The following is a 24,647-nucleotide window of genomic DNA, read 5'->3' as shown; positions in this document are numbered from 1 at the left end:
TGGAGAAGATTATGGCAAGCGTCACGCTTAAAGGTAACCCGGTCGCCGTTGGCGGTAAATTTTTAGCAGCAGGCGAGACCGCCCCAGCGTTTCAACTGGCAGATGCCAAACGTAACCTGGTTGGTCTGGATGCCTACGCTGGCAAACGCAAAGTACTCAACATTTTTCCTAGCATTGATACACCAACCTGCGCTACCTCTGTGCGCACGTTCAACAAAGAAGCCAGCAGCGTGAACAATACTGTCGTGCTGTGTGTCTCAGCTGACTTGCCATTTGCGCAAAGCCGCTTCTGCGGTGCAGAAGGCCTGGAAAACGTTGTCACCTTGTCTACTTTCCGCGATACCACTAAATTTGCGACTGACTATGGCGTGTTGATCACCGACAGCAGCCTGGCTGGCCTGACTGCACGCGCAGTCGTTGTTCTGGATGAAAATAACCAGGTATTGCATAGCGAATTGGTTGGCGAAATTGCCGACGAACCTAACTATGCGGCGGCCCTGGCTGTATTGAAGTAAGCAATTAAACAAGCAATAAAAAAGCCAGCATATGCTGGCTTTTTTATTAGGCTATATGGCTATTTAAACGCGCTTAAACAGCAAGCTGCCGTTTGTGCCACCAAAGCCAAAGTTGTTTTTCAGGGCATATTCAATCTGCAGGTCACGTGCGGTATTGGCACAGTAATCCAGATCGCATTCAGGATCCTGATTAAACAAGTTAATGGTTGGCGGTGAAATCTGATTATAAATAGATAACACCGTGAATACTGACTCCAAGCCACCAGCGCCACCCAATAAATGACCAGTCATAGACTTGGTGGAGTTCACCACCAGTTTATAAGCATGATCACCGAAAGTCGCTTTGATCGCATTGGTTTCATTCGCATCACCCAACGGTGTCGATGTACCGTGTGCGTTCATAAACTGCACCTGGTCAGGGTTCACACCTGCATTTTTGAGGGCATTCACCATAGACCGGCGTGGACCATCCATATTTGGCGCGGTCATGTGATAGGCATCGGCACTTAAACCGTAACCAGCCACTTCGGCGTAAATTCTGGCACCACGGGCTTTAGCATGCTCATACTCTTCGAGCACCATCACCCCTGCTCCCTCACCAATCACAAAGCCATCACGGTCTTTGTCCCAGGGACGGCTAGCCGTTGCCGGGTCGTCATTGCGATTAGACAAGGCTCTCGCAGAGGCAAAGCCGCCAACACTGAGCTCGGTAATGGCCGCTTCAGCGCCACCAGCCACCATCACGTCAGCATCACCGTACTCAATCATGCGCGCGGCTTCGCCTATGCTATGTGTGCCTGTGGTACAAGCGGTGACCACGGCGATATTTGGACCTTTTAAGCCCAGCATGATCGACAGGTTGCCAGAAATCATATTGATAATGGTGCCTGGAATAAAGAATGGCGAGATTTTGCGCGGGCCACCTTCATCATAACTGTCGTTAGTGGACTCAATCAAACCCAAGCCACCAATGCCTGACCCGATGGTGACACCAATACGCTCGGCATTGGCATCAGTCACTTCAAGGCCGCAATCGCGAAAAGCCTCCAGCCCCGCTGCCAGACCATATTGGATAAAAGTATCCATACGGCGGGCATCTTTGGCTGGAATAAACTCTTCAGCGTTAAAGCCTTTCACTTCACCTGCAATTTGCGAGGCGAACGGTGTGGGGTCAAATTTGGTAATGCGGGTAATGCCTGATTGACCAGCAACCAGATTGCCCCAAGCGGTTTGGGTACCAATGCCTACTGGAGACACCACGCCCAAGCCTGTTACTACTACTCTGCGTTTCGTCATAATAGAAAATCAGCCCTCTTGCGAGGGCTGATTGAAGAATGAAGTCAATGAATTACTTGAGGTTTGCGTTGACGTAGTCAATCGCTTGCTGCACTGTTGTGATTTTTTCTGCTTCGTCGTCAGGAATTTCGCAATCGAATTCTTCTTCCAAAGCCATCACCAATTCTACGGTGTCCAGAGAATCTGCACCCAGATCATCTACGAAAGATGATGTGTTTTTAACGTCAGCTTCGTTTGCACCTAATTGTTCACAAACGATTTTCTTTACGCGTTGTTCGATGTCGGACATCTAAAATACCCCTTTGTTGATAAGTGTCGTGTTCAGTAAACCGGTATTCTAGCAAAACTTGCCCAGAATACCAAAGAAACTATGTATTAAGCGCAATACATGCCGCCATTGACATGGATGGTTTCACCCGTAATGTAGGCAGCCGCAGGTGACGCCAGAAAGGCCACCGTGGCCGCAATTTCATCCACCTGGCCCAAACGGCCCACCGCAATGCGCTCCAGCATTTTGGCTTTAATCTCTTCTGGCAGTTCGGCAGTCATGTCGGTTTCAATAAATCCCGGCGCGACACAGTTGACCGTGATACCACGGCTACCAACCTCTTGCGCCATCGACTTGGTAAAGCCTGTCATGCCTGCCTTGGCCGCAGCATAGTTGACCTGGCCTGCGTTACCCATGTGACCAACCACGCTGGAAATATTAATAATGCGACCCTGACGTGCTTTCATCATCGGGCGCAGCACGGCCTGGCTCATGCGAAAAACAGACTTCAGATTGGTGTTCAACACAGCATCCCAGTCTTCGTCCTTCATGCGCATCAGCAAGGTGTCTTTGGTAATACCGGCGTTATTTACCAGAATGGAAACATCACCATATTGCTCGGCAATTTGCTTTAACACTGCTTCAATTTGCTCTGGCTGCGTGACATCCAGCGCCAAACCAACGCCATTCACACCAGCAGCTTTCAGATGGGCTGTAATCGCTTCTGCACCGCTGGCAGAGGTGGCCGTCCCAACCACAATCGCGCCCTGCTTACCCAGGGTTTGTGCAATCGCTGCACCAATCCCGCGGCTGGCGCCTGTCACTAATACCACTTGTTGATCCAACATATTTAATCCCCCTTATTGCGCAACAAATGCTTGCACAGATTCATCACTCACCAGTGCAACACAGGTCATCTCAGCAACGATGCGCTTGGCTAACCCAGCCAGCACCTTGCCTGGCCCGCACTCGGCAGCGCTAAACACCTCTGCTGCCGCTAAATGCTGCACCGTCTCAACCCAGCGCACCGGGCTATATAACTGGCGCACCAAGGCGTCTTTAATATTATCTGCATCGCTATAAGCCGCAACATCGGCGTTATGTAACACTGGCACCACAGGCGCTTGCACAGTGACGTTTTGCAGATATTCACGCAGCTTATCTGCCGCAGGCTTCATCAGCTCACAGTGCGACGGTACGCTCACAGGCAATGGCAAGGCACGTTTAGCGCCCTTGGCTTTGGCCAGCTCCATACCGCGCTCTACAGCAGCTTTATCACCAGCAATCACCACCTGGCCTGGCGAGTTGTAATTAACCGCCTGCACTACCTGACCTTGCGCCGCCTCAGTGCATACCGCACGCACCGTGTCATCATCCAGACCCAAAATGGCAGCCATCGCCCCCTGCCCTTCAGGCACCGCTTGCTGCATGACCTGGGCACGAAATTTAACCAGCGGCAATGCATCTGCAAATGAAATCGCATTGGCAGCGACCAAGGCCGTATATTCACCCAGGCTATGACCGGCCATCGCGGTTGGCAACTGGCCGCCCAGTGCCTGATACACACGCCAGGTGGCAACCCCGGCAGTGAGCATGATGGGCTGTGTATTTTCGGTCAGGTTAATTTCATCGTTGGCTTCAGTCGCCATTTTCCAGAAATCGACACCCAACACAGCCGAGGCTTCATCAAAAGTTTGTTTAACGATGGCGTGGGCTGCTAGCCCTTGCATCATGCCAACCGACTGCGAGCCTTGGCCTGGAAAGAAAAAAGCAAATTTAGACATAATTTTTTATCACGTATTGACTAAAACAATATGCAGGCAATCACTCACGCGATGCCTGCACAACACAATTTCACCGGCATTATTTACTGTTTAATATCTGACCAGCGCAGAACCCCAGGTAAAACCGCCGCCAAATGCCTCCATCAGCAACAAATGCCCGCGCTGGATACGACCATCGCGCACTGCAGTGTCAAGCGCCAGCGGGATAGATGCTGCGGAGGTATTGCCATGCCGGTCAACCGTAATCACCACTTTTTCCATAGGCAAGTCCAGCTTTTTGGCCGTTGCTTGCAAAATGCGGATATTGGCCTGATGCGGCACCAGCCAGTCAATGTCAGACTTTTGCATCTGGTTAGCCGTCAAGGTTTCGTCCACAATCTGGTCTAGCGTATTGACCGCCATTTTGAACACGGCATTGCCTTCCATGACCACGGTATCCGGGCCATCTTCTTTGCGAGGCACATGCAAATAGGTTTCGTAATTGCCATCCGCATGAATATGGGTTGAGAGGACCCCAGGCTGTTCACTCGCCTGCAAAATCACAGCGCCCGCGCCATCGCCCCACAAAATGCAGTTGCTGCGATCGGTATAGTCGGTGATACGGGTAAAGGTATCCGCACCAATCACCAGCACGTTGCGATATTGACCAGACTTGATAAATTGATGCGCAGTGGTCAAGGCATAGACAAAGCCGCTACAAACCGCTTGCACGTCAAATGCAGGACAGCCGCTGATGCCTAGTTTGCGCTGTACCATGGTCGCCACACTCGGGAAAATCTTGTCCGGTGTGGTGGTCGCCACAATAATGAGGTCAATCTCCTGCGCCTGAATACCCGCAGCCTCAATGGCATTGCGCGCAGCATGCGTGGCCAGATCACTGGTACGTTCATCCGTAACGCGATGCCGCTGCTTGATACCGGTTCGGGCAAAGATCCACTCATCGGTGGTATCGACCATCTTTTCCAGATCGGCGTTGGTTAAAATAGTGGGTGGCAGATAGCTGCCAGTGCCTGCGATTCGCGCGTTAATCATTCGTACGATTATGCCTTAATTGGGTCAAATTACCTAGCCGCATGCAGTTCAAGACTGCTCGGAAGTCGTCAGATGCTCGATCTCAAGCTGCGCCTGAATGCGCTTTAAAACGCCGCTCTGCGCCTCTTCCATGGCCACATGAATGGCATGGTAAAAGCCGACGCTATCCGCCCCGCCATGGCTTTTCACCACAATGCCGCGCAAGCCTAAAAAGCTGGCGCCATTATAGCGACGTGGATCCAGGCGTTTTTTAAACGCCTTTAATACCGGAAAAGCACCCAGCGCCATCAATTTGGTGAGCCAGTTACGCTTAAATTCCTGAGTCAGGAACTTGCCCATCATATGCGCCAGGCCTTCTGTGGTTTTTAGCGCGACATTACCGACAAAGCCATCACACACAACGACATCGGTGGTGCCTTTGAAAATATCATCGCCTTCGACGTTACCGTAAAAATTCAAATGGCTGCCACGCAGCAACTCGGCAGCCTGTTTAGCAACCTCATTACCCTTGATATCTTCAGAGCCGATATTGAGCAGGCCAACGGTTGGATTAGGTTTATTGCTGATACAGCTCACCACCATCGCGCCCATAATGGCAAACTGGTAGAGGTGCTCTGGCGTACAGTCGGCATTGGCGCCAAGGTCTAGCATAAATGTGCTGCCATTTTCAGAAGGCAAGGTAGAAGCAATGGCAGGACGGTCAATACCTGGCAACGTTTTTAGGACAAAACGCGCCGTCGCCATTAAAGCACCGGTATTACCAGCACTCACACAAGCCTGCGCCTCACCGGTTTTCACCATATTGATCGCCACGCGCATAGAAGAATCTTTTTTATTCTTCATTGCGCTTTGTGGCGACTCATCCATCAACACTACCTCACTCGCGTGATGTACGCGCAAACGCGGGTTGGGCGTGACATGCAAGGCTTTCAGTTCAGCCTCAACGGCCTCTTGCAAGCCGACCAAAATAATATTGAGATTAGGATTTTCTTTTAAAATACGCACTGCCGCAGGCACAGTCACATGTGGACCGTGATCTCCTCCCATGGCATCAATGGCAATCACTACTTCTTGTGAGTGCGCGTGTTGACTAGTTGTCATGTCATTTCCCAAATTTACTTTCCGTACACTACACCCGTCATCAAAACGCAGCTATTCAAGCAAAGTGCCGGAAAAGTACAGGCTTGCGCCAGATACACAAACGCCGCGCATTTTACTGCGCGGCGTGTTTTAAAGCTTGACGCTTTAATGCAGCGATTATTCGCCTTTAGCTGGCATCACTTTACGGCCACGGTAAAAACCGTTTGGGCTCACGTGATGACGCAAATGCACTTCACCAGTCGTTGGCTCAATTGCCAAAGGTGGGTTAGTCAAAAAGTCGTGGGAGCGGTGCATACCACGCTTGGACGGTGTCTTTTTGTTTTGCTGAACTGCCATTTAAATACTCCAAAATCAAACCGCCACACCTCAGACAATGAAGTTAAAGGGCAGTTATAAATAAACTAAAATGCTACCTAATCCGCAATTATAAAATATTCCAGAGACAACTGCAAATAAATCCTGCAAATATCGCTTTTCATTTGCTTTTTTACAATATTGGCAATGCATTTAGCCATCATCAAGCCTTCACTTATCCAGCTTAAGCTGCTTGAGCGCCGCAAATGGGTTAGGCTTTTCACCGGCCGTCTGCTGCAAGCTAACACACGCCTGCTCATGCATCACCGCAATCGGCAATGCCATCAGCAACTCATCTTCAACCAGCGACTCAACCGTCGTTTCGCTGCCCTCTTCCAGCCAATCGACATGTTCATCCTCTAGCAACGCCTCGGGCGGCTCATTACTCAACGCGAACTCAAACTGCAAATCAAGCGCTTGCGGCAACGGCGCAAAGCAGCGCTGGCACACCAACGGCAACGCTGATTGCACATTTAACGCCAACATAGGCAAAGCAGTCTCACTAAAAAAGCGTGGCGGCAACCCTTGCAATTGATAACGTACACGTAATGCAGCCAGCGCCGCAGCATCGGTCACACCCAGCGCATGCAATGCCTCTTGCAAGCGCGGCAACGACGATAACGTCAACTCACCTTCAGTCTTTTTTTGCTGCTGGGCCAGCTCATCAAATCGCGTCATAACCAACTAAAACTCTAATATATAAACAAGCCTCACACTATAGCAAACTCGGCCAATCTTGACGACCCGGCGCGCGCGAAGCGCTTGCCTAAATGACGTCCTACTTTTTAAGACCACGGTTTGTTGTTATAATGATGTCGCATCACGCGGCGCTCTTTTCATGCGCGCGCTCATGGTGCCGGTTTGCATAATCGGCCATCCGTTCAGACGGCCTCATGACTGCAAAACCACAACCAACTCTACTCAAAGCGTTTTAAATACAAGTAGTTGCTAATTAATAAACGGTTGAGTTACTAAAAGACTCTGTCCTTTTTTCTTGCTTTAAGGGTAATGTGTGTTTAAGAAAATTTTAGTCGCGAATCGCGGTGAAATTGCGGTACGCATTGTGCGCGCCTGTTCGGAAATGGGCATCAAATCGGTGGCCATTTACGCGGATGCTGACCGTCATGCCTTGCATGTCAAAAAGGCTGACGAAGCCTATAACATTGGCTCAGACCCGGTAGCAGGCTACCTGAATGCGCATAATATCGTGAACATCGCCGTGGCTGCGGGCTGCGATGCGCTGCATCCTGGCTATGGTTTCCTGTCTGAGAATCCTGAACTGGCCGAAGTGTGCGCCCGTCGTGGTATTAAATTTATTGGCCCTGAAGCCGACGTCATTCGCCAGATGGGGGACAAGATTCAGGCACGTAACGCCATGATCAATGCCGGTATCCCTTGTGTGCCTGGCAGTGATGGCAACCTGGAATCCCTCGAAGCCGCCGTGGTACTGGCTGGTAAAATTGGCTACCCGGTCATGCTAAAAGCCACTAACGGTGGCGGTGGCCGTGGCATTCGCCGTTGCGATAGCGAGAAAGAGCTGTTAAGCAACTATGACCGCGTGATTTCAGAAGCCAGCAAAGCATTTGGCAAGCCAGAAGTCTTTTTGGAAAAGTGCGTAGTACATCCGCGCCATATCGAAGTACAGATATTGGCTGACGCACACGGCAATGTCATCCATCTGTTTGAGCGCGACTGTTCTATCCAGCGCCGCAACCAGAAGCTGATTGAAATCGCGCCGTCGCCACAACTGTCACAAGCGCAGCGTGACTATATTGGCAGCCTGGGCGTCAAAGCGGCCAAAGCCGTTGGTTATGAAAACGCCGGCACTGTGGAGTTTTTGCTCGATTCTGACAACAATTTTTACTTCATGGAAATGAACACCCGCTTACAGGTGGAGCATACCGTGACCGAAACCATTACCGGCGTTGATATTGTTCAACAGCAGATCCGGGTTGCAGCTGGTTTGCCATTACAGTACAAGCAAAGCGAAATTGCCTTCCGTGGCTTTGCCATGGAGTACCGCATTAACGCTGAAGATCCACAAAAAGATTTTCTGCCGAGCTTTGGTAAAATTACCCGCTACTATGCACCGGGTGGCCCTGGCGTGCGTATGGACGCGGCCATTTACAGTGGCTATGTGATTCCGCCCTACTATGACTCTATGTGTGCCAAACTCACCGTTTGGGCACTGGACTGGGAAGGCGTGATTGAACGTGGTCGCCGCGCACTCAACGATATGGTGGTTTATGGCGTCAAAACAACGATTCCTTACTACCAGCAAATCATGCTACACCCTGATTTTAGGGCCGCTGACTTCAACACCAGCTTTGTAGAGCAACACCCGGAGCTGACAGAATATGATGTCGGACTACCTAAAGAGTTAATGGCCGCAGCGATCGCTGCCGCAATTGCAGCCCACGAAGGCATTTGATTAACCGTATTGCAGATATTAATTTAGATCGACAAGATTATGAGCAAAATACATGTCACCGAACTCGTTTTAAGAGATGGTCACCAATCCCTGATCGCGACGCGCATGCGTACCGAAGATATGCTGCCAATTGCCAGCAAACTGGATGAAATTGGTTTCTGGTCACTGGAAGCCTGGGGCGGTGCCACCTTTGACGCCTGCGTGCGCTTTTTAAAAGAAGACCCATGGGAGCGTCTGCGCAGCTTGCGCAAGGCCTTGCCTAATACGCCAATTAACATGCTGTTGCGCGGCCAAAACCTGCTGGGCTACCGTCATTATTCAGACGACGTAGTGCATGCTTTCGTTAAGCAAGCTGCAGACGCTGGCGTCGATGTGTTCCGCATTTTTGATGCGATGAACGATATCCGCAACCTGAAAACAGCCATTGACGCAGTAAAGTCAGTTAAAAAGCATGCCATTGGTACTTTGTCTTTCACCACCAGCCCGGTGCATGACGTGGCTTACTTCGTCAACATGGCAAAAGAGCTAGAAGCCCTCGGTTGCGATAGCATTGGCGTTAAAGATATGGCCGGCCTGCTCACGCCAACCATGGCCGGTGAGCTGGTCAAGGCATTAAAATCTGCAGTGAGCTTGCCAATTCATATGCATAGCCACGCAACCTCTGGCTTGGCCAGTATGGTCATGCTCAAAAGCGTTGAAAACGGCGTCGACATTATCGACACCTGCAACTCCTCATTCTCCGAAGGTGCGAGCCACCCAACGACAGAAAGCCTGGTGGCAGCCTTAAAAGGCACTGAGTACGACACTGGTCTGGATTTAGGCAAGCTGCAAGAAATCACCGCCTACTTTAAAGAAGTGCGTAAAAAATACTGGCAGTTTGAGAGCGAATTTACTGGTGTGGATACACGCGTATTGATCAACCAGGTACCAGGCGGCATGATTTCCAACCTGTCTAACCAGTTGAAAGAACAAGGTGCACTTAACCGTATGGATGAAGTGCTGGCCGAGATTCCGCGCGTGCGCCAAGACTTAGGTTATCCTCCGCTGGTCACGCCTACCTCACAAATCGTTGGCACCCAGGCCGTATTGAATGTATTGACCGGTGGCCGTTACAAGTCCATCACCAACGAAGTGAAAAACTACCTGTTGGGTCAATATGGTAAAGCGCCAGCGGCAGTCAATGCAGACGTGCGTAAGCAGGCTGTAGGCGATGCGGAAGTCATTACCTGCCGCCCGGCTGATTTGTTACAGCCAGAAATGGTCAGATTGCAATCTGAAGCCGAGCGTTTTGCCAATAACGAACAAGACGTACTCACTTACGCCATGTTCCCGGATATTGGCCAAACCTTCTTGCAAGAGCGCAATGCTGGTTCATTGAACCCTGAGCCATTACTGAGCAAAGACGCGGTGACCCAACAAACGGCCGCTGCACGCTATGCGCCTAACGAGTTTAATATCACGCTGCACGGTGAAACTTACCATATCAAACTGACAGGTAGTGGCCACGCCGGTGAAGAGCGCAAACCTTACTACGTAAAGGTTGATGGCATCTCAGAAGAAGTGTTTGTAGAAACCCTCAACGAGATGGAAGTCAGTGGCGGTGCCAACAGCTCTGCGGGCGGCAAGAAAAAAGCCACCGTGGCTGCCAGTGGCCGCCCACGGCCTCACCATCCGGGTTGCGTCACCACAGCAATGCCGGGCACCATTGTCACTGTTAAAGTAAACGTGGGTGACAAGGTCAATGCAGGCGATGGCGTGCTGGTCATTGAAGCCATGAAGATGGAAAACGAAATTCAAGCCAGCAAGTCTGGCACCGTGGTGGCCATTCATGTGGCCAAAGGTGACAGCGTCACCCCGGATGAAACACTGATTGAAATTCAACCGGAATAAGCCAAACCAACAAAAATCCCTGAGTGACTTCAGGGATTTTTGCTTTTAGCCATGAACAAACCACTTATCCTTGCCTCCTCCTCCCGTTATCGGCGCGAAGTGCTGCAAAAACTGCATGTGCCTTTTGAGTGTATTTCACCAGAGATTGATGAAACCCCCTTGCCCAACGAGCCCCCAGAGCAGACCTCATTGCGGCTGGCTAAAGGCAAGGCGCGAAAAGTAGCTGAGCGCCAGCCCCATGCGCTAATTATCGGCTGCGACCAGGTTGCCACAGTGGATGGCTTGCAGATAGGCAAACCCGGCAACCACGAAAACGCCGTTAAACAGCTGACCATGCTCAGCGGCAAAGAAGTCGTTTTTCACAGCGCACTGTGTTTGTACGACAGCAGCAGCCAACACATGCAATCGACCATAGCGCCTTACTTTGTTAAGTTTAAAACACTCACGGCTACACAGATTGAAACCTATTTGCGGCTGGAGCAACCCTACGACTGCGCAGGCAGCGCTAAATCTGAAGGCATGGGCATCGCCCTGCTAGACTATATGCGCGGCGACGATCCTAACGCATTGATTGGTTTACCACTCATCGCGCTGGTGAGCATGTTGCAACACGCTGGCGTCGATGTATTATCACACCCACGACCATAACGCTCACCTACCAACTTGTTAACTTTTTGAACGGCTGTTGCGTTATGTGGGTCTCAAGCCTACGCGCTTAATAACAACGAGAGGATCACCATGCGACTCAGCTCCCTGCTGCTGTTTTCTTTAGGTAGTGTTTCACTGTGCAGTACGTCAATCACGCAAGCAGAAACCGCCACCGTCAGCCCGCAATCCGACCAAACCAGTGTGGCGGTCACAATCTACAACGAAGACCTGGCACTGGTAAAAGACAACCGCAAACTAAGCCTCAGTAATGGTTTATCTACGCTGTCGTTTCGCGACGTGAGTGCGCAGATCAAACCAGAAACCGCTTTACTGCGCAGCTTGCAGCCAAATAGCAGCCTGCAGGTGCTGGAACAAAACTTTGATTTTGACCTACTCACTCCGCAAAAACTGCTGGAGAAAAACGTGGGCCAGCAAGTGATTGTCATTCGCACCAACCCTAGCACCGGTGCCGAGACGCAAGAAACCGCCACCGTACTTTCGGCACAAGATGGCGTGGTGCTCAAAATCGGCAACCGCATTGAGACCGGCATCCCCGGCCGCATTGTTTACCCTAATGTGCCCGGCCAACTCAAAGATCGCCCCACACTGACCACGCAAGTGCAATACAAAGGCGCCGAACAAAGCAATTTGGAGCTCAGCTATCTTACTGGCGGCCTGCAATGGAAAGCCGACTACGTCGCCGAGCTCAGCAGTAAAGAAGATGCCATTGACCTCTCAGGCTGGGTTACGCTCAACAACACCAGCGGCACCGCCTACCCCAATGCCAAAGTGCAACTGGTGGCTGGTGACGTCAACCGCGTGCGCGAAACTATCCGCCCCAAAACCATGATGATGCGCAGTGAAGCCATGGTAGCCGATGCTGCCATGCCAAGTGAACAAGGCCTGCTCGAGTATCACTTATACACCCTGCCACGCACCACCACCATTGCCGAAAACCAAACCAAACAGGTCGCACTACTCTCTGCGCAGCATATTCCGGCGCGTAAAGAGTTGGTCTTAACTGGCGCCGACTATTACTACCAAGGCCAATACCGCGACCTTGAGAAAAAGCAAAAGGTGCAGGTATTTGTAGAGTTTGAAAACAAAGAAAGCAGCAAGTTAGGGATTCCACTGCCTAAAGGCACCATGCGCGTCTATAAAAAAGATAACGATGGTACGGCGCAATTTGTGGGTGAAGATCAGATTGACCATACGCCTAAAAACGACAGCGTACGCCTCAAACTCGGCAACGCGTTTGATGTCACGGCCGATCGCGTACAAACCGACTTTAAAAACCTGAGCAAACCCAACCAGGCGCCACTCTATGAAAGCGCCTATGCCATTACCCTGCATAACGCCAAAAAAGAAGCCGTGACGGTGACCGTGCAAGAACCACTCAATGGCGACTGGAAAATATTGAATGAATCTCAGCCACACAAAAAAACCAGCGCGCATCAGGCCACCTGGCAAGTGAGCGTGCCAGCAGAAACTGATATAACACTCAAATATCGGGTACAAGTGAAGTATTAAGCCAGCAACATCGCAAGCCCTCAAAAAGCATTCTTGCAAAAGAATGCTTTTTTTGTCCGCCAGCGTGGGATAATCCGCTTTTTACAATACATTGAACACTATGGCTACTGGTACCTTATACTTTATCCCTGCCCCTCTCGCTGAAGGCACGACGCCACAACAAGTGCTCCCGGCAGAAGTCGTGCAGCGACTGCACAGTTTGAGCCACTTCATCGTCGAAAACGAAAAAACCGCGCGTCAGATTATCGCCGCCAGTGGTCATCCAGTATCTATCCGTGAATTAAATCTCTCGGTGCTCACTAAAGATACGCCAAACAAAGAGTTGGCAAAACTATTGCAGCCCTTACAGCAAGGTGTGGACGTTGGTTTGATGAGCGAAGCGGGTTGCCCGGGCATTGCCGACCCCGGCGCGGCATTAGCCGCTGTTGCGCATCATAAAGGCATACGTGTAGTGCCGTTAATCGGCCCCAGCAGTTTGCTACTAGGCTTAATGGCCAGCGGGCTCAATGGTCAACGCTTTACATTTCTAGGCTATTTGCCCAGCGAAAAAGCAGAACGTGTTAAAACCATCAAAGGCATTGAGTTTGACTCAAGAAAACAGCAAGCCACGCAACTGTTTATTGAAACGCCCTACCGCAACCAGCACGTGCTAGAAGACCTGGTTGCCAACCTGCAACCACAAACGCGACTCTGCGTGGCATGCAATATGACAGCGCCAGATGAACTGATTGTGACTAAAACAGTGGCCGAGTGGAAAAAAGCAGCATTACCCGATGTACATAAAAAACCCACCGTGTTTTTACTACTTGCATAATCAGCATATAAAAAAGCCCCGCATCAAGCGGGGCTCTTCACAACAATCAACCAATCAGGCTAAACACTCTTAGGCTGAACGACGGCGAATTACAGTTGCCATCAAACCCAAGCCTGCCAGCAACATGCTGTAAGTGTCTGCTTCTGGCACAGGGATAGTTGGTGCCATAGTCACCCAATAAACGCCCAAACCGTTATTTTGGTAAGCCTGAAAAAACGGAAAAGTCACTAATACCTTGCCGTAGTTTCCTTCATTGGTTTTAACCGCAAATACCGAGTTAGCTGTTAACAAATTGCCCACATCACCACCGCTAATACCTGTGGAAGTGTAAGTCAGTGCCTCAAGGTCGCTCACAGTCAAAGCATTAAAGCTCAAACCAGCAACCCCTACTTGACCAACATAAGCGAGTTGCGCCGTTGAATAAGGCATCAATACACGGCTAGTAGCGGTAATTTGCTCCCACCAAACATCAGCACCAGGGCCAGCCGATAATGAGCCCGCATCAAAATCAAACAGATACGTGCCCGGAATCACCGTGACACCTTCTGACACAGTTGCCGCCTGTGCGCTGGTCGCAACACCGCCCACCATAGCCAAACTCAATAATGCAGCGGCCACACCTTGCTTATACGAATGTTTAAACAATTTCATCTTCACTCTCCAAATTAACAATAAAAGTCCACTATTATTAACTTATATTAACATTATTTGCAATGAGTTAATTGGAAAGAAGTCGCGTACGTGACTTGAGCGTGGTTTAAATGCTAAAAAGCCTTGTCATCAACAAGGCTTTTTAGAGTAGGCCATCTATACGATGCGCTATCGGTTTAGTCCCACTTTCAAAATCGAACTCTTCTGATGCCACTAATCTCCTGATTCAGCGCCTCTTGCGCAAGCTGATCATAATTACGCTGTGCTAGCAGTACCTGTTCAATATTCGCCTCTGACCATACGCGTAATGCAGCCAGCAAACCTACCAGTGTGTTACCCAATGGCGTAATCGTGTACTCCACTTTTGGTGGCACAGAGGGGTAAATTTTACGAGCTACCAAGCCGTCACGCTCCAATCCTCGCAATGTTTGCGTGAGCATTTTTTGTGAAATACCGCCGATCTCACGCTGCAAAGTACTAAAGCGTTTGGTTTCATTCTCAAGCAGGCCCAACACCAGCACCGTCCATTTATCCGCAATCCGGTTCAACATCAAGCGCGTCGGGCACTCTGCCTGATAGGCATTCCAGCTAGGTGCAATCTGCAATGGTTGTTCAATCTCTTCAAGCATAGCCACTCTCTGTGCATTCAAGGCCAATTCAGTGAATATCAATTACATAAGTTACTTTTAGGTGCCTACTTACTAAAAGTAACTATAGAAATTATCATGCGCAACACATCTACCACGCAAGCATTTTTTAACACTAAAAGGAAACGCAATGAAGCTATTTAAACCCCTGCTTACCGCTTTGCTATTCACCACCCTGATAACGAAAGGAAACCTCACCATGGCACAAGACCAAACTCAACAAAATAAACAACTGCTAGCAGATTTTGCCCAAGCCGTTTTTGTTAAAAAAGACCTGAGCCAACTGCCTAACTACATGCAGCCAGGCTATATTCAACACAACCCGCTCGTGCCACAAGGTTTAAATGGATTTCAACAGTTTTTTGCTGGATGGTTTAAAGCGGTGCCTGACTGGGAATATCAGCTGGAGAAACTGGTGGCCGAAGGTGACACAGTCTGGGCTTATGGCGTGTATTCCGGCACCCAACAAGGTGACTGGTTAGGCATTCCTGCCACAGGCAAGCATTACCGTATTTATGCCGTGGATATTTTTAGAATAGAGAACGGAAAGCTGGCCGAGCACTGGGATGTGCTGGATGCGTATGGCTTGTTTAAACAGCTAGGTGTGATTCAGTAGTTATAAACTAAAGCGGACTTGAACGAGTCTGCTTTATCTAACTAACAACCTCTATCCACATACCCCGCTTCGCGTTGGCTTCTAATTGCCAACACAAACACCGTATCAATCGCAGGCGCATATTTGTATAGCGCAATATATCCATGAGACCTTTTACCAATCACCAACTCTCTAAGGTCGGAAGTAGATGGACGACCAATCAGCGGATTGTTTGCCAGAATGCCTATGGCTTCGATAATCTCAGTGACTCTTTGCTGCGGATTGATCACTTCAAATGCGATCAGATGCTCCAGAATACGCTGAAAATCCTCTGCAATTTCAGGCGCAAGTTCAATCGCTGACATAATTAAGGCGCGAGTTTGCGACTTTTTGGCAAAGGTGCTTCAGGGTTTGAGAGCTTCAATTCGAGATAACTTTTCATCTCGTCCCAGGCAATGGATTCGCCAGAAGCCATCAAGTTAGCGTAACGTGCCTCAGCTTGCGCCTCAAAACCAGCACGTAACTCTTCTTGCGCGGTCTTGTCAGCAATAGCCTCCAAAATAAAACTGTGGGGCGTCGTACCTGCTCGCTTTGCAGCTTCGGCAACGCGCTCCTTGAGCTCAGCGGATAGTCGAATAGTCGTTGTAGTCATGATGGCACCAAAGTCGGGATCTCAACGACAACTGTAGCACGATTGTGCTACAGGTTAAAGTGGCTGAAAGTTAACCTAGACAAAGCATATTACGAAAAATACTCTGGGCTTTACAAAAGAAATACGGCGGACTGTAAACGAGTCCGCCCTACTAAGCTGGCTGAAAAATACACCTTTATGAGTAAGCTCTACAACCCCTCCAACCCATATGCCGCCGTGCTTTTTTCTGTACCTTTCGACTGCATCTAGAGCCCCACCACTCACCAGTGCTGAAGTTTTGATTTGCGCATTAAATTTATTGGCAAATTTTCTAATTCTAAACTCTTCAGTCATGCGCGCTCTAACGTTTGACATAAGGGGCGCGCTTTAGCGCGTCCCGCTTGATGGATGGGTTAGAACATGTTGCTGATAAATTTAGCATTATTTTCAATACCTACTTGGTTTGTAGCAAACTTATGCCCAATAAAGCCTATGTTTTTTATTGATAGAAATGCTGCCACTTGTGATGCCAAAAGAGCAGCTTCTGGATTTTCAGTTTCAATTTCAAGTGACCAGAATTTTTTACCACCACATGGTAAAAAACTGGATAAAAACAGACCTCGATTACCATCTGAAGTAACAAGCTCAACGATGTTTCTTGCACCTTTACCATGCGTGATGTATGACTGGATTGAGCTGAAGTTGCCTAATGGGTAGTTTTTGTATTTTTGAGTACCAAAAATAGAAAACTCAGTAATTTCGATTTTCTCGGTTGATTTGTTGATTAGAACTTGCCGTTTAGAGTGTATATGTAAATACCATAATGCAAAAAACTGTATAAATATTGTAAACCCTAGCATTGTTTGAGTTTGAGCAGAAAATCCAGAACCTAAATAACTTGAAATAGTGAAAAAAGCAAAAACCAAAAAAAACATGACAGGTAATGTTTTCAAGGTGCCTTTATTTTGCTTTATCAATAGTTCGTTCATATAGTTCTAACGTTTGAATTAAGCGGCTGGCTTTAGCCAGTCCCGCTTGAATGACGGGTTAGGCAAAATTACGCCTAGATAAAAACTTTCTCATAGCTCCGACACTTACTTTCCATTCACTAACGTAATTAGTGGTGAGAAAAAGCCTTTTAGGAACACTCTTGTGAGCATGCTCTGCATTGGGACATTTTAACCAACGCTTTCTAGAGTTATAGGATAGCAGTTGCTCACGGAAAGTTATTTGATTTCCATTTTTGAAAGCTATCCACCAACTAATATTTTTGGGATTTCTTTTAATATTTGCAGCAGTTACAAATCCAGCGGTTTTATTAGAGCGATGAAGGATATGTTTTGCGGCCCTAGACCATTGCCGCTTATATTCGATTGATTTCCAGTACTTGGCATAGCAAGCTAAATACTCAGTCTCTTGATGCAAAATTAACTTTCCCTGATAAAACTCGGTAAGCGCTTCAATCTTTGACTGGCTCTCAATAAAAATATCGAACATATTGCCTAACGTTTGAAGTAAGGGGCTGGCGAAAGTGTTGGCTCAACCCTCGTTATTAATAAACATTTCATAAAAGATCCTTTTCGCCAGTCCCGCTTGACTGATGGGTTAGACGATTTATTGGCCTCATGATGCATTTAACTTTGAATTGACTTAACTCGCAATGGAAAGCAACTCATCCTGAAGTGAACCAGCATGCTGTTGCCCTTCGATGTCTATGAGTGACAAAGACATAAACGTTCCCCCAAGCTCGGTAACGCCGTCGATACCGCCGCAAATGGTGGATATTGAATCGACGGCGACTTGCCGAGCAAACGTAAGTAGCGTTTCTCTATCTTCTTTAGATAGCGAGCGGGCAAGCAGTATGAACTTTCGCCACGTTTCATCTTGCACGGCGTCAATATCTTGCTCTTCGAACATTTGCCTGTAGAAATTGACATTGTCTGTGCACGCACTTTCAAGAATACTTTCGACGAGTTTGCGAGTTTTCATAGCGTAAGCGTCTAACGTTTGAATTAAGGGGCTGGCTTTAGCCAGTCCCGCTTGAATGATGGGTTAGAGGTTGGAAATATGCTCAACCCAAACATTTTGCCCGATATGATGCTCTTGCACTGTTTCAATTGCGGCCTCCAAAGCAGCATTGTCATTGGTGTTTATGGGCTTTAAAAACTCAGTAACATTGTAGCTGGATTTTCGAAGCTCATTGATTTCCAGCGGAGTCAAAACGCCATAATTTAGCCAAATAGATATTGGGTTTGGTTTGATTTGAGCTATCAAATCATCGTACCCTGATCTGGTGAAAATAAGAAAAAGCAACAATACCTCTAACGTTTGAATTAAGGGGCTGGCTTTAGCCAGTCCCGCTTGAATGATGGGTTGGGCGTAGCTGCAGGTTTAAGAGAAATAGCCATGAATACCTACACCCACTGTAGAAAAATAACTTCCCTCTGAACCCTTAACCCCTGGACGCCAAAAACTCAACTGAAGTGAGCGAAATATGTAACTGTACCCCAGCTCTGGATCAGTATTATCAAATGCGGCATGCTGCTCAATTAAGGAAATTAGTTGGCTCGCCTTGGTTGAGAACACAGAATGGCCAAATAGAGTTGCCTCTAGGCCATTAGATAACTCTATGTATTCGACAATAGGCTCCTGACCAGTGTAATAAACCTGAAGTTTATTATCGAACCACGAATCTGTTGGATGGGTAGCTAAAGGTGTCTTTTTAAAACTCCTGCATGGCCCGAGTATTCGACGAACTTCGGCCTGCGCAGAACCGAGCTCTATTTCACCAATGCCAATTAATGGAAATATCTCGATTTGTTTCACGATGCCCAACGTTGGAGGTAAGGGGCCGTCTGGAGGCGGCACGCTGGAAGACGGTCCCGCTTGACCGAAGGGTTGACCGTCAGTTTGCGGAGAGAACGCTGTTGGCCCATGAGTTCACAAAAGTACGGGACGATTGAATGTCTTGTGGGGTCAAGAAATGTCTATATGCAATGAGAACAACCACCTTGCCAGACACAAAACAATATGCGGTCGTCGAGATCATGTTTTGGTTGGTTTTTGATTTTTCTTGAGAAGTGCTGACTTGAGCAAGTACGGTGTGAATTAACACTCGCGAGTCGTTTCGGTCGACAGAAACGGGAATAATTTCACCAAGACGAAACTTGATATCCTCGCCCTTGGCAGTAGAGACGTTTTTCGAAATCCTTTCAAGCTCAGTTGACAATCGCGGCTCAATCTTTTCAGCTAAGTCAGCCTGAAGGGCAACCGTCCCTGACCGGAGTTTATCGAACTGAGCTTGAGTCGCTATAAGCGACTCGGCACTACGCGGTGTCTGGACAAGAAGATACTCTTTGAACGTAACTTCCTTACCTTTCTCAAATGCAGCCAGGTCTTTTTCTGTAACAAAGTGACCGATTATTCGGGCCGCACCACCTCTGTACGCCAAAGCTTTATCCCAAAGTTCTTTGGAGCGGCGCGAGGTTTCAACAAACCCTTGCGGTGTTGGGACCAGGATGGCAGCAGTACCAATCTGAAACGACGATGCGTTCCCGGGAGGTTGCGCTCGAACACCACTTGCAGCGAGGGAAGTGGCAATTACCAAAATGGCGAATCGAAGAGTGGTCATACTGACGGCCAACGTTCGAATTAACGGGCGCGACGTAGTCGCGTCCCAGTTGAATGACGGGTTAGCCATTTTTAACAATACCAACCGCGAATAATAACCAAAACAGGGCGGAAAATATGTATGGTGATAGCATTGTTAAATTAGCTATATTTTTCCAGCATCCATGACCGTCAGGTTTTTTCAGAGAATCACTTTCAAATGCAGCTTCCTGATAAAAAATAACTAGTTGTGAAATTCTGTATTGTGACAGCCCGAACAATACAGAGAAAATAATGCTAACCAAACTATACAAATAACGACTACCACAGTTTTGTAAAAGGGTTTGATGTTCAGAAGAAAATGGAAAAGCTATTAAAGCGCCAACTATTGCGGTGAATACAGTAAACATTGCAAAGCGCATATTTCCATAATGATTCGCTGCTTCCATATATCCTCTCTTCTAATTGGCTAACGTTAATTAGACCCCGAAAACGACAATAATATTTTATTTAGTCTGGGGGCTATAAAATTTATGGATTTATTTATCACAATGAAATCAACAGCTAATTTCCTAATATTACACCTATAAAAATAGGTTTTGCATCATCAAACACACCTAAATCACAAACCATATATTGATGGCTGTTTGTTGTGTGTTTTAGATTAAACATAAAAATATCCGATTGCAATTTAAATAAGACGCAAGGCCCCTTTACTGCCCACGCATAAACATCTTATCCAAGTCATTCAAACTCACCTGAAACCAGGTCGGTCTGCCGTGGTTACACTGCCCGCTGCGCTCGGTGGCTTCCATATCCCTCAGCAGCGCATTCATTTCCGTGATGGTGAGTTGTCTATTCGCACGGACGGCTGCATGGCAGGCCATGGTGCCTAACACTTCGTTTTGGCGCTCAAGCAATACACGGCTCACACCATACTCATGCAAATCACGCAACACAGCGCGCGCTAAGGCGACGGCATCGGCGTCTTGCAGCATGGTCGGTACGGCACGAATCGCAATGGTGGTGGGTGACAACGTCGCCAGATCAAAACCTAGCTGTTGCAAGGTATCGCTGCCATTTAAACTTTGCAGCGTAGCTACCTCTACTTTTTCGGCGTAGAAGCTAATCGGGATCAGCAATGGCTGCGTGGCAATGGCTTTGTCGCTCAAGGCATTTTTCAGGCGCTCGTACATAATGCGCTCGTGCGCAGCGTGCATATCGACCACTACCATGCCCTGTGTGTTTTGAGCGAGGATATAAATACCGTGCAATTGACCAAGCGCGAAACCGAGGGGATATTGCTGCGGTGCTTCTGCTGCGGTAGCGCTTGCCATCACAGGCGTGACTTCCAGCATGCTTGCTGCAGAATGACCTTCTTCCATACTCCCAGCCGTCACCGCAGGGTTTAAATCACCATAGAGCTGGCCGTAAAATTGCTGCGCTAGCGCTGCGCCATTACTCACAGCAGGTGGATAGTTGCCACCCAATGCCGGGCGGCTTTGTAGTGGCATTTCGACCTGCTCGCGCGGCATAGTGAAAGCAGGCAGATTTCCGGGCCTAAACGGGTTAAACGGCGCTTGCACAGGCTGGCTGGCCTGAATTTCGGCCGAGGTTTTACCTAGTGCTTTGTGCAGGCTATGGAAAATAAAGCGATGCACCGCTTGCGACTCACGAAAACGCACCTCAGTTTTGGCCGGGTGAACATTGACATCGACCAAAGAAGGATCAAGCTCTAAAAACAGCACAAACGCCGGGTGTTTATCGCCGTGCAACACATCTTGGTAGGCTTGTTTAATCGCGTGGGCAATGAGTTTATCGCGCACAAAACGGCCATTCACAAATACATACTGGCTATCGCGACTATGGCGTTGATACGTTGGCGAGGCTGTCATGCCCCACAGGCGCAAGCCACCACTATCCTCTTCCAGCCAAACGCTTTGCGCAGCAAACTCGCTGCCAAGGACATCAGTGATGCGTTGTTGTGGTGTATTCGCGGCCAATCGCGAGATGGCTTTACCATTATGCTGCAATAAAAATCCCACATTCGGGCGCGACAAGGCCACCCGCGTAAACGCGTCCTCACAATGTCCAAACTCGGTGTTTTCAGTTTTAAGAAACTTGCGCCGTGCCGGGGTGTTGAAGTACAAATCATGCACCTCGACAATGGTGCCGGCATCTAGTGCAGCCGGGCTGACTGCTTGCCCATGCGTGCCTTCGGCAGCAATTTGCCAGGCATGGCTGGCTGCTTGTTGGCGACTGGTGAGTACTGTGCGTGAAATAGAGGCGATACTGGCCAGTGCCTCGCCTCTAAAACCCAAACTGCCGACCTGTTCCAGGTCTTCCAGGCTTTGAATTTTACTGGTGGCGTGACGCGTCAGTGCGAGCTCAAGGTCGTCTTTGGCAATGCCGTGGCCATCATCACTCACCTTAAGCAACTTCATACCACCTTGTTGCAGTGCCACTTGAATCTGTGTACTGCCTGCATCCACGCTGTTTTCCAGCAACTCTTTAAGCGCGGAGGCCGGACGCTCAACCACCTCTCCGGCAGCAATTTGTGAAATCAGTTGGTCAGGTAGTAAATGGATTTTCATCCCGCCATTTTAAAGGAAACTCGCATTAAGTGGCTACGCGCGTAAATTACTTCGTTGCGCGGTACTCACAACCTCGCTGTATAAAGCATACTATCTCGGTTTCTGCGTTCCGTGCGCCTTGCACTTTAGCGCGCTCGCTCACTTACTCCGAGTTTCCTAAACCGTTTGGTAGAATGACTGCATGTTCGCCAACGAATTTCAGCAATATTTATCCCGCTTTAGCCTTGCGCGCCAAATGCAACGCCAGCACCACTTTTACGTTGGCCCCACCAATTCCGGCAAAACTTATCAGGCACTCGAAACCCTGCGCCAGGCTGAATCTGGCGTCTATCTGGCGCCCTTACGCTTACTGGCGATGGAGGTACGTGACCGGCTGATGCAAGCGGGCGTAGCGTGCAACTTGGTCACTGGCGAAGAGCGCGTGATAGTACCAGGCGCAAAACATACGGCCTCAACCATTGAAATGTTACGGCCAGACATGGCGGTAGATGTCGCCGTGATTGATGAAATCCAGATGCTGATGGACCCGGATCGTGGCAGCGCCTGGACGGCAGCGCTGGTTGGCGTAGCGGCCAAACAGGTATTTATCTGCGGCGCCAATAGCGTCACAAAAAGCTGCACGCGCGTACTGGATGCACTGGGCGAGCCGTATACCCTGACCCACTTGCAACGCATGACGCCACTGCTGATTGAAGACCACAGTATTTGCGGCGCCCGCTATCATGGCGCCAAACTACACAAAGCCTTGCAACCCGGCGATGCCATCATCGCCTTTAGTCGTAAAGATGTGCTGACGCTGGCCGCGCGCATCCGCCAATGGGGCTTAAGTGTCGCCACCATTTACGGCGCGCTGTCGCCAGAAGTCCGCCGTGGTGAATCTGCCCGCTTTGCCAGCGGTGAGGCGCAGATATTGGTGGCGACAGACGCCATTGGCATGGGTTTAAACTTGCCGATCCGCCGGGTTATTTTTGCCAACATTCATAAGTTTGACGGCATCGCCCCGCGCCCGCTCAATGCCACCGAAACGCGCCAGATTGCAGGCCGCGCAGGCCGCCATGGTTTGTATGACACCGGCTATGTCACCGTGCTAGAGGACGATGAACAGTGGCACTTGCAAGCCATGTTGCAAGTGGACGATACCGCACCGCTATTCGCATTGCCAATGGCGATTGGTGGTGGCGATATTGAAGCGTTGAGCCACAGAATCCCAACCTGGCGCCTGGCAGAGTGCGTGGAATACTTACAGGCGCAATATCAACGGCAATCTGACTCGGCCAGCCTGCAATGGCAAGTCACACCACTGCAACACCAGCAAGCGTTACTGATAGACGAAATGGCACCCAAACTCAGCATGCGCGACAAATACCGCCTGATGTGCGCGCCACTGGCGATACAAGTGCCAATTGCGCGGGATTATTTTGTGCAATGCGTAGAAGCCGTCGCCACACAGCAACCACGCACGTTACCGAGCATGCCGGACTGGCTCAATGGGCAGCAGGCACAATACCTGGAGCAGGCGGAGCTGATTTGCCAGCATTTGAGTTTATATAGCTGGTTGTCGTATCAGTATCCGCAGACCTTTCCGGACAGGGAGTTGATTGATGATGCTAGGAAAAAGTTGAATGCTTATATTAGCCGAACGTTGAGGGTGCAGGCGGGGTATGGGAAGACACAGCGGGAGGCGGAATTGGCCCAGTATCGCTAAATGTGCGTTTATTATTAGCTCAAACCATTTATTTCGCCTCTAGGCGAGTCACTTTCTGGTGCTTGTCCCCCAGAAAGTAACCAAAGAGGACGACACCCAGCCATCACGGCCTTACGGCTCCCTTGCGTTGCTCAACAAAGTGGGCGTCCATCGAAACTCGCCCTAGCGGCTTGCACACCCCGCAAGCCACCGCGGAACTCGAACAGCCGATGGCCGACTACCCCCACTTCGTCTCCGCTACTCAGCGTGATGGGATGGGATTTATCTCATCTAAACAGTGTCACCGCAGTTAGACAGCTCCAATTAAAACCATAAATGATGGCATTCGCATGGTGTTTGGGGTCCCCATCTGACGCGCCGAGTAGCGCAGGCAAAATAAGGAAGAAGGGAGCGACTGTTCGAATCCCGCGGTGGCCTGCGTTTTAGGCAGGCCGCTAGGATGAGTTTCGTGACCGCTTATTTTGACGAGCAACGCAGGGAACAAGCGGAAGCTGGGGTGCATTTCTTTTGGTTACTTGTTCTTTCGGCAAGCAAAGAAAAGTAACTCGCCGT

Annotated in this window: 29 protein-coding genes; 8 read left to right on the top strand and 21 right to left on the bottom strand. The window is 49.3% G+C overall.

Features of this window, described 5'->3' with window-relative positions; all coding sequences use genetic code 11:
• Positions 1-11 precede the first annotated feature (11 nt).
• Positions 12-515, top strand: a complete 504-nt coding sequence (gene tpx, locus METH5_RS0112720) for a thiol peroxidase (RefSeq protein WP_029148874.1) — start codon at positions 12-14, stop codon at positions 513-515.
• A 63-nt stretch (positions 516-578) separates the two neighbouring features.
• Here tpx and fabF read toward each other — a convergent pair whose 3' ends face one another.
• The 8 genes from fabF to METH5_RS0112675 all read right to left on the bottom strand — a co-directional run bounded on the left by fabF (position 579) and on the right by METH5_RS0112675 (position 7,028).
• Entirely contained in the window at positions 579-1,811 is a 1,233-nt protein-coding gene (gene fabF, locus METH5_RS0112715) for a beta-ketoacyl-ACP synthase II (RefSeq protein WP_029148873.1), read from the bottom strand.
• A gap of 52 nt (positions 1,812-1,863) precedes the next feature.
• Entirely contained in the window at positions 1,864-2,100 is a 237-nt protein-coding gene (acpP, locus tag METH5_RS0112710; RefSeq protein ID WP_019882196.1) for an acyl carrier protein, read from the bottom strand.
• Between the two features lie 86 nt (positions 2,101-2,186).
• Positions 2,187-2,927, bottom strand: coding sequence for a 3-oxoacyl-ACP reductase FabG (gene fabG / locus METH5_RS0112705; RefSeq protein WP_029148872.1), 741 nt, complete (start codon positions 2,925-2,927; stop codon positions 2,187-2,189).
• Between the two features lie 12 nt (positions 2,928-2,939).
• Entirely contained in the window at positions 2,940-3,863 is a 924-nt protein-coding gene (fabD, locus tag METH5_RS0112700) for an ACP S-malonyltransferase (RefSeq protein WP_029148871.1), read from the bottom strand.
• Between the two features lie 90 nt (positions 3,864-3,953).
• Positions 3,954-4,895 (bottom strand): beta-ketoacyl-ACP synthase III, encoded by a 942-nt coding sequence (locus METH5_RS0112695; RefSeq protein ID WP_029148870.1) that lies wholly within the window; start codon positions 4,893-4,895, stop codon positions 3,954-3,956.
• Between the two features lie 48 nt (positions 4,896-4,943).
• Complete coding sequence (plsX, locus tag METH5_RS0112690; RefSeq protein WP_029148869.1) at positions 4,944-5,996, bottom strand: phosphate acyltransferase PlsX; 1,053 nt, start codon at positions 5,994-5,996, stop codon at positions 4,944-4,946.
• A gap of 156 nt (positions 5,997-6,152) precedes the next feature.
• A complete protein-coding gene (gene rpmF, locus METH5_RS0112685) occupies positions 6,153-6,332 on the bottom strand; it encodes a 50S ribosomal protein L32 (protein ID WP_018985326.1) in 180 nt (59 codons plus the stop codon).
• 189 nt (positions 6,333-6,521) lie between these two features.
• Complete coding sequence (locus METH5_RS0112675) at positions 6,522-7,028, bottom strand: DUF177 domain-containing protein (RefSeq protein WP_029148868.1); 507 nt, start codon at positions 7,026-7,028, stop codon at positions 6,522-6,524.
• Between the two features lie 334 nt (positions 7,029-7,362).
• Between METH5_RS0112675 and METH5_RS0112670 the strand changes: the two genes are divergently transcribed.
• From METH5_RS0112670 to METH5_RS0112650, 5 genes are all read left to right on the top strand, one after another.
• On the top strand, positions 7,363-8,781 hold the full coding sequence (locus METH5_RS0112670; protein ID WP_029148867.1) for an acetyl-CoA carboxylase biotin carboxylase subunit: 1,419 nt from the start codon (positions 7,363-7,365) through the stop codon (positions 8,779-8,781).
• A gap of 39 nt (positions 8,782-8,820) precedes the next feature.
• Positions 8,821-10,671, top strand: a complete 1,851-nt coding sequence (gene oadA, locus METH5_RS0112665; RefSeq protein WP_029148866.1) for a sodium-extruding oxaloacetate decarboxylase subunit alpha — start codon at positions 8,821-8,823, stop codon at positions 10,669-10,671.
• Positions 10,672-10,722: 51 nt separating this feature from the next.
• Positions 10,723-11,319, top strand: a complete 597-nt coding sequence (locus tag METH5_RS0112660) for a Maf family nucleotide pyrophosphatase (protein WP_029148865.1) — start codon at positions 10,723-10,725, stop codon at positions 11,317-11,319.
• Positions 11,320-11,409: 90 nt separating this feature from the next.
• The gene (locus tag METH5_RS0112655) at positions 11,410-12,849 is read left to right on the top strand and encodes a DUF4139 domain-containing protein (protein ID WP_029148864.1); all 1,440 of its coding nucleotides are present in this window, start codon (positions 11,410-11,412) and stop codon (positions 12,847-12,849) included.
• A gap of 100 nt (positions 12,850-12,949) precedes the next feature.
• A complete protein-coding gene (locus tag METH5_RS0112650) occupies positions 12,950-13,663 on the top strand; it encodes an SAM-dependent methyltransferase (RefSeq protein ID WP_029148863.1) in 714 nt (237 codons plus the stop codon).
• Positions 13,664-13,732: 69 nt separating this feature from the next.
• On the opposite strand, the gene METH5_RS0112645 is transcribed toward METH5_RS0112650, so the two are convergent.
• Both METH5_RS0112645 and METH5_RS0112640 read right to left on the bottom strand, forming a co-directional pair.
• Complete coding sequence (locus tag METH5_RS0112645) at positions 13,733-14,314, bottom strand: PEP-CTERM sorting domain-containing protein (RefSeq protein ID WP_029148862.1); 582 nt, start codon at positions 14,312-14,314, stop codon at positions 13,733-13,735.
• A gap of 188 nt (positions 14,315-14,502) precedes the next feature.
• On the bottom strand, positions 14,503-14,943 hold the full coding sequence (locus METH5_RS0112640; protein ID WP_029148861.1) for a helix-turn-helix domain-containing protein: 441 nt from the start codon (positions 14,941-14,943) through the stop codon (positions 14,503-14,505).
• Between the two features lie 217 nt (positions 14,944-15,160).
• Between METH5_RS0112640 and METH5_RS0112635 the strand changes: the two genes are divergently transcribed.
• The gene (locus METH5_RS0112635) at positions 15,161-15,577 is read left to right on the top strand and encodes an ester cyclase (protein WP_232411041.1); all 417 of its coding nucleotides are present in this window, start codon (positions 15,161-15,163) and stop codon (positions 15,575-15,577) included.
• A gap of 41 nt (positions 15,578-15,618) precedes the next feature.
• On the opposite strand, the gene METH5_RS0112630 is transcribed toward METH5_RS0112635, so the two are convergent.
• The 11 genes from METH5_RS0112630 to mutL all read right to left on the bottom strand — a co-directional run bounded on the left by METH5_RS0112630 (position 15,619) and on the right by mutL (position 22,390).
• A complete protein-coding gene (locus METH5_RS0112630; protein ID WP_029148859.1) occupies positions 15,619-15,921 on the bottom strand; it encodes a type II toxin-antitoxin system RelE/ParE family toxin in 303 nt (100 codons plus the stop codon).
• A gap of 2 nt (positions 15,922-15,923) precedes the next feature.
• On the bottom strand, positions 15,924-16,208 hold the full coding sequence (locus METH5_RS0112625) for a CopG family ribbon-helix-helix protein (protein ID WP_029148858.1): 285 nt from the start codon (positions 16,206-16,208) through the stop codon (positions 15,924-15,926).
• 75 nt (positions 16,209-16,283) lie between these two features.
• Positions 16,284-16,541: a hypothetical protein gene (locus METH5_RS0112620; protein WP_157381522.1), complete on the bottom strand. Its 258-nt coding sequence runs from the start codon at positions 16,539-16,541 to the stop codon at positions 16,284-16,286.
• A gap of 59 nt (positions 16,542-16,600) precedes the next feature.
• Positions 16,601-17,176 (bottom strand): hypothetical protein, encoded by a 576-nt coding sequence (locus METH5_RS0112615; RefSeq protein ID WP_029148856.1) that lies wholly within the window; start codon positions 17,174-17,176, stop codon positions 16,601-16,603.
• A gap of 58 nt (positions 17,177-17,234) precedes the next feature.
• The gene (locus METH5_RS0112610; RefSeq protein ID WP_029148855.1) at positions 17,235-17,684 is read right to left on the bottom strand and encodes a hypothetical protein; all 450 of its coding nucleotides are present in this window, start codon (positions 17,682-17,684) and stop codon (positions 17,235-17,237) included.
• Positions 17,685-17,837: 153 nt separating this feature from the next.
• Entirely contained in the window at positions 17,838-18,176 is a 339-nt protein-coding gene (locus tag METH5_RS0112605; RefSeq protein WP_029148854.1) for a hypothetical protein, read from the bottom strand.
• 63 nt (positions 18,177-18,239) lie between these two features.
• On the bottom strand, positions 18,240-18,461 hold the full coding sequence (locus METH5_RS0112600; RefSeq protein WP_157381521.1) for a hypothetical protein: 222 nt from the start codon (positions 18,459-18,461) through the stop codon (positions 18,240-18,242).
• Between the two features lie 117 nt (positions 18,462-18,578).
• Positions 18,579-19,013 carry a hypothetical protein gene (locus METH5_RS0112595; protein WP_036308297.1) on the bottom strand — a complete coding sequence of 145 codons (435 nt, stop codon included), beginning with the start codon at positions 19,011-19,013 and terminating at the stop codon, positions 18,579-18,581.
• A gap of 79 nt (positions 19,014-19,092) precedes the next feature.
• Positions 19,093-19,818: a hypothetical protein gene (locus tag METH5_RS0112590; protein ID WP_029148851.1), complete on the bottom strand. Its 726-nt coding sequence runs from the start codon at positions 19,816-19,818 to the stop codon at positions 19,093-19,095.
• A gap of 61 nt (positions 19,819-19,879) precedes the next feature.
• Positions 19,880-20,245 carry a hypothetical protein gene (locus METH5_RS15545; RefSeq protein ID WP_081726744.1) on the bottom strand — a complete coding sequence of 122 codons (366 nt, stop codon included), beginning with the start codon at positions 20,243-20,245 and terminating at the stop codon, positions 19,880-19,882.
• A 264-nt stretch (positions 20,246-20,509) separates the two neighbouring features.
• Complete coding sequence (mutL, locus tag METH5_RS0112585; RefSeq protein WP_029148850.1) at positions 20,510-22,390, bottom strand: DNA mismatch repair endonuclease MutL; 1,881 nt, start codon at positions 22,388-22,390, stop codon at positions 20,510-20,512.
• Between the two features lie 181 nt (positions 22,391-22,571).
• Here mutL and METH5_RS0112580 point away from each other — a divergent pair, with 181 nt between their 5' ends.
• Positions 22,572-24,095 (top strand): helicase-related protein, encoded by a 1,524-nt coding sequence (locus METH5_RS0112580; protein WP_029148849.1) that lies wholly within the window; start codon positions 22,572-22,574, stop codon positions 24,093-24,095.
• Positions 24,096-24,647: the final 552 nt, after the last annotated feature.

This window comes from Methylophilus sp. 5, from assembly GCF_000515275.1.
In the GTDB taxonomy this organism is placed as follows: Bacteria; Pseudomonadota; Gammaproteobacteria; order Burkholderiales; family Methylophilaceae; genus Methylophilus.
Note: the sequence above shows the minus strand (reverse complement) of the source record. Positions and strands in the feature narration are given on the sequence as shown.

Excerpts from the sequence above, each read along its gene's own strand:
- METH5_RS0112645 (WP_029148862.1), bottom strand. The coding sequence starts at position 14,314 with ATGAAATTGTTTAAACATTCGTATAAGCAAGGTGTGGCCGCTGCATTA.
- METH5_RS0112620 (WP_157381522.1), bottom strand. The coding sequence starts at position 16,541 with ATGACTGAAGAGTTTAGAATTAGAAAATTTGCCAATAAATTTAATGCG.
- tpx (WP_029148874.1), top strand. The coding sequence starts at position 12 with ATGGCAAGCGTCACGCTTAAAGGTAACCCGGTCGCCGTTGGCGGTAAA.
- rpmF (WP_018985326.1), bottom strand. The coding sequence starts at position 6,332 with ATGGCAGTTCAGCAAAACAAAAAGACACCGTCCAAGCGTGGTATGCAC.
- METH5_RS0112630 (WP_029148859.1), bottom strand. The coding sequence starts at position 15,921 with ATGTCAGCGATTGAACTTGCGCCTGAAATTGCAGAGGATTTTCAGCGT.
- METH5_RS0112635 (WP_232411041.1), top strand. The coding sequence starts at position 15,161 with ATGGCACAAGACCAAACTCAACAAAATAAACAACTGCTAGCAGATTTT.
- METH5_RS0112605 (WP_029148854.1), bottom strand. The coding sequence starts at position 18,176 with ATGAAAACTCGCAAACTCGTCGAAAGTATTCTTGAAAGTGCGTGCACA.
- fabF (WP_029148873.1), bottom strand. The coding sequence starts at position 1,811 with ATGACGAAACGCAGAGTAGTAGTAACAGGCTTGGGCGTGGTGTCTCCA.
- METH5_RS0112650 (WP_029148863.1), top strand. The coding sequence starts at position 12,950 with ATGGCTACTGGTACCTTATACTTTATCCCTGCCCCTCTCGCTGAAGGC.
- mutL (WP_029148850.1), bottom strand. The coding sequence starts at position 22,390 with ATGAAAATCCATTTACTACCTGACCAACTGATTTCACAAATTGCTGCC.
- METH5_RS0112640 (WP_029148861.1), bottom strand. The coding sequence starts at position 14,943 with ATGCTTGAAGAGATTGAACAACCATTGCAGATTGCACCTAGCTGGAAT.
- METH5_RS0112675 (WP_029148868.1), bottom strand. The coding sequence starts at position 7,028 with ATGACGCGATTTGATGAGCTGGCCCAGCAGCAAAAAAAGACTGAAGGT.
- fabD (WP_029148871.1), bottom strand. The coding sequence starts at position 3,863 with ATGTCTAAATTTGCTTTTTTCTTTCCAGGCCAAGGCTCGCAGTCGGTT.
- METH5_RS0112695 (WP_029148870.1), bottom strand. The coding sequence starts at position 4,895 with ATGATTAACGCGCGAATCGCAGGCACTGGCAGCTATCTGCCACCCACT.
- METH5_RS0112610 (WP_029148855.1), bottom strand. The coding sequence starts at position 17,684 with ATGTTCGATATTTTTATTGAGAGCCAGTCAAAGATTGAAGCGCTTACC.
- METH5_RS0112660 (WP_029148865.1), top strand. The coding sequence starts at position 10,723 with ATGAACAAACCACTTATCCTTGCCTCCTCCTCCCGTTATCGGCGCGAA.
- METH5_RS15545 (WP_081726744.1), bottom strand. The coding sequence starts at position 20,245 with ATGGAAGCAGCGAATCATTATGGAAATATGCGCTTTGCAATGTTTACT.
- METH5_RS0112625 (WP_029148858.1), bottom strand. The coding sequence starts at position 16,208 with ATGACTACAACGACTATTCGACTATCCGCTGAGCTCAAGGAGCGCGTT.
- METH5_RS0112655 (WP_029148864.1), top strand. The coding sequence starts at position 11,410 with ATGCGACTCAGCTCCCTGCTGCTGTTTTCTTTAGGTAGTGTTTCACTG.
- fabG (WP_029148872.1), bottom strand. The coding sequence starts at position 2,927 with ATGTTGGATCAACAAGTGGTATTAGTGACAGGCGCCAGCCGCGGGATT.
- METH5_RS0112615 (WP_029148856.1), bottom strand. The coding sequence starts at position 17,176 with ATGAACGAACTATTGATAAAGCAAAATAAAGGCACCTTGAAAACATTA.
- METH5_RS0112580 (WP_029148849.1), top strand. The coding sequence starts at position 22,572 with ATGTTCGCCAACGAATTTCAGCAATATTTATCCCGCTTTAGCCTTGCG.
- acpP (WP_019882196.1), bottom strand. The coding sequence starts at position 2,100 with ATGTCCGACATCGAACAACGCGTAAAGAAAATCGTTTGTGAACAATTA.
- plsX (WP_029148869.1), bottom strand. The coding sequence starts at position 5,996 with ATGACAACTAGTCAACACGCGCACTCACAAGAAGTAGTGATTGCCATT.
- oadA (WP_029148866.1), top strand. The coding sequence starts at position 8,821 with ATGAGCAAAATACATGTCACCGAACTCGTTTTAAGAGATGGTCACCAA.
- METH5_RS0112590 (WP_029148851.1), bottom strand. The coding sequence starts at position 19,818 with ATGACCACTCTTCGATTCGCCATTTTGGTAATTGCCACTTCCCTCGCT.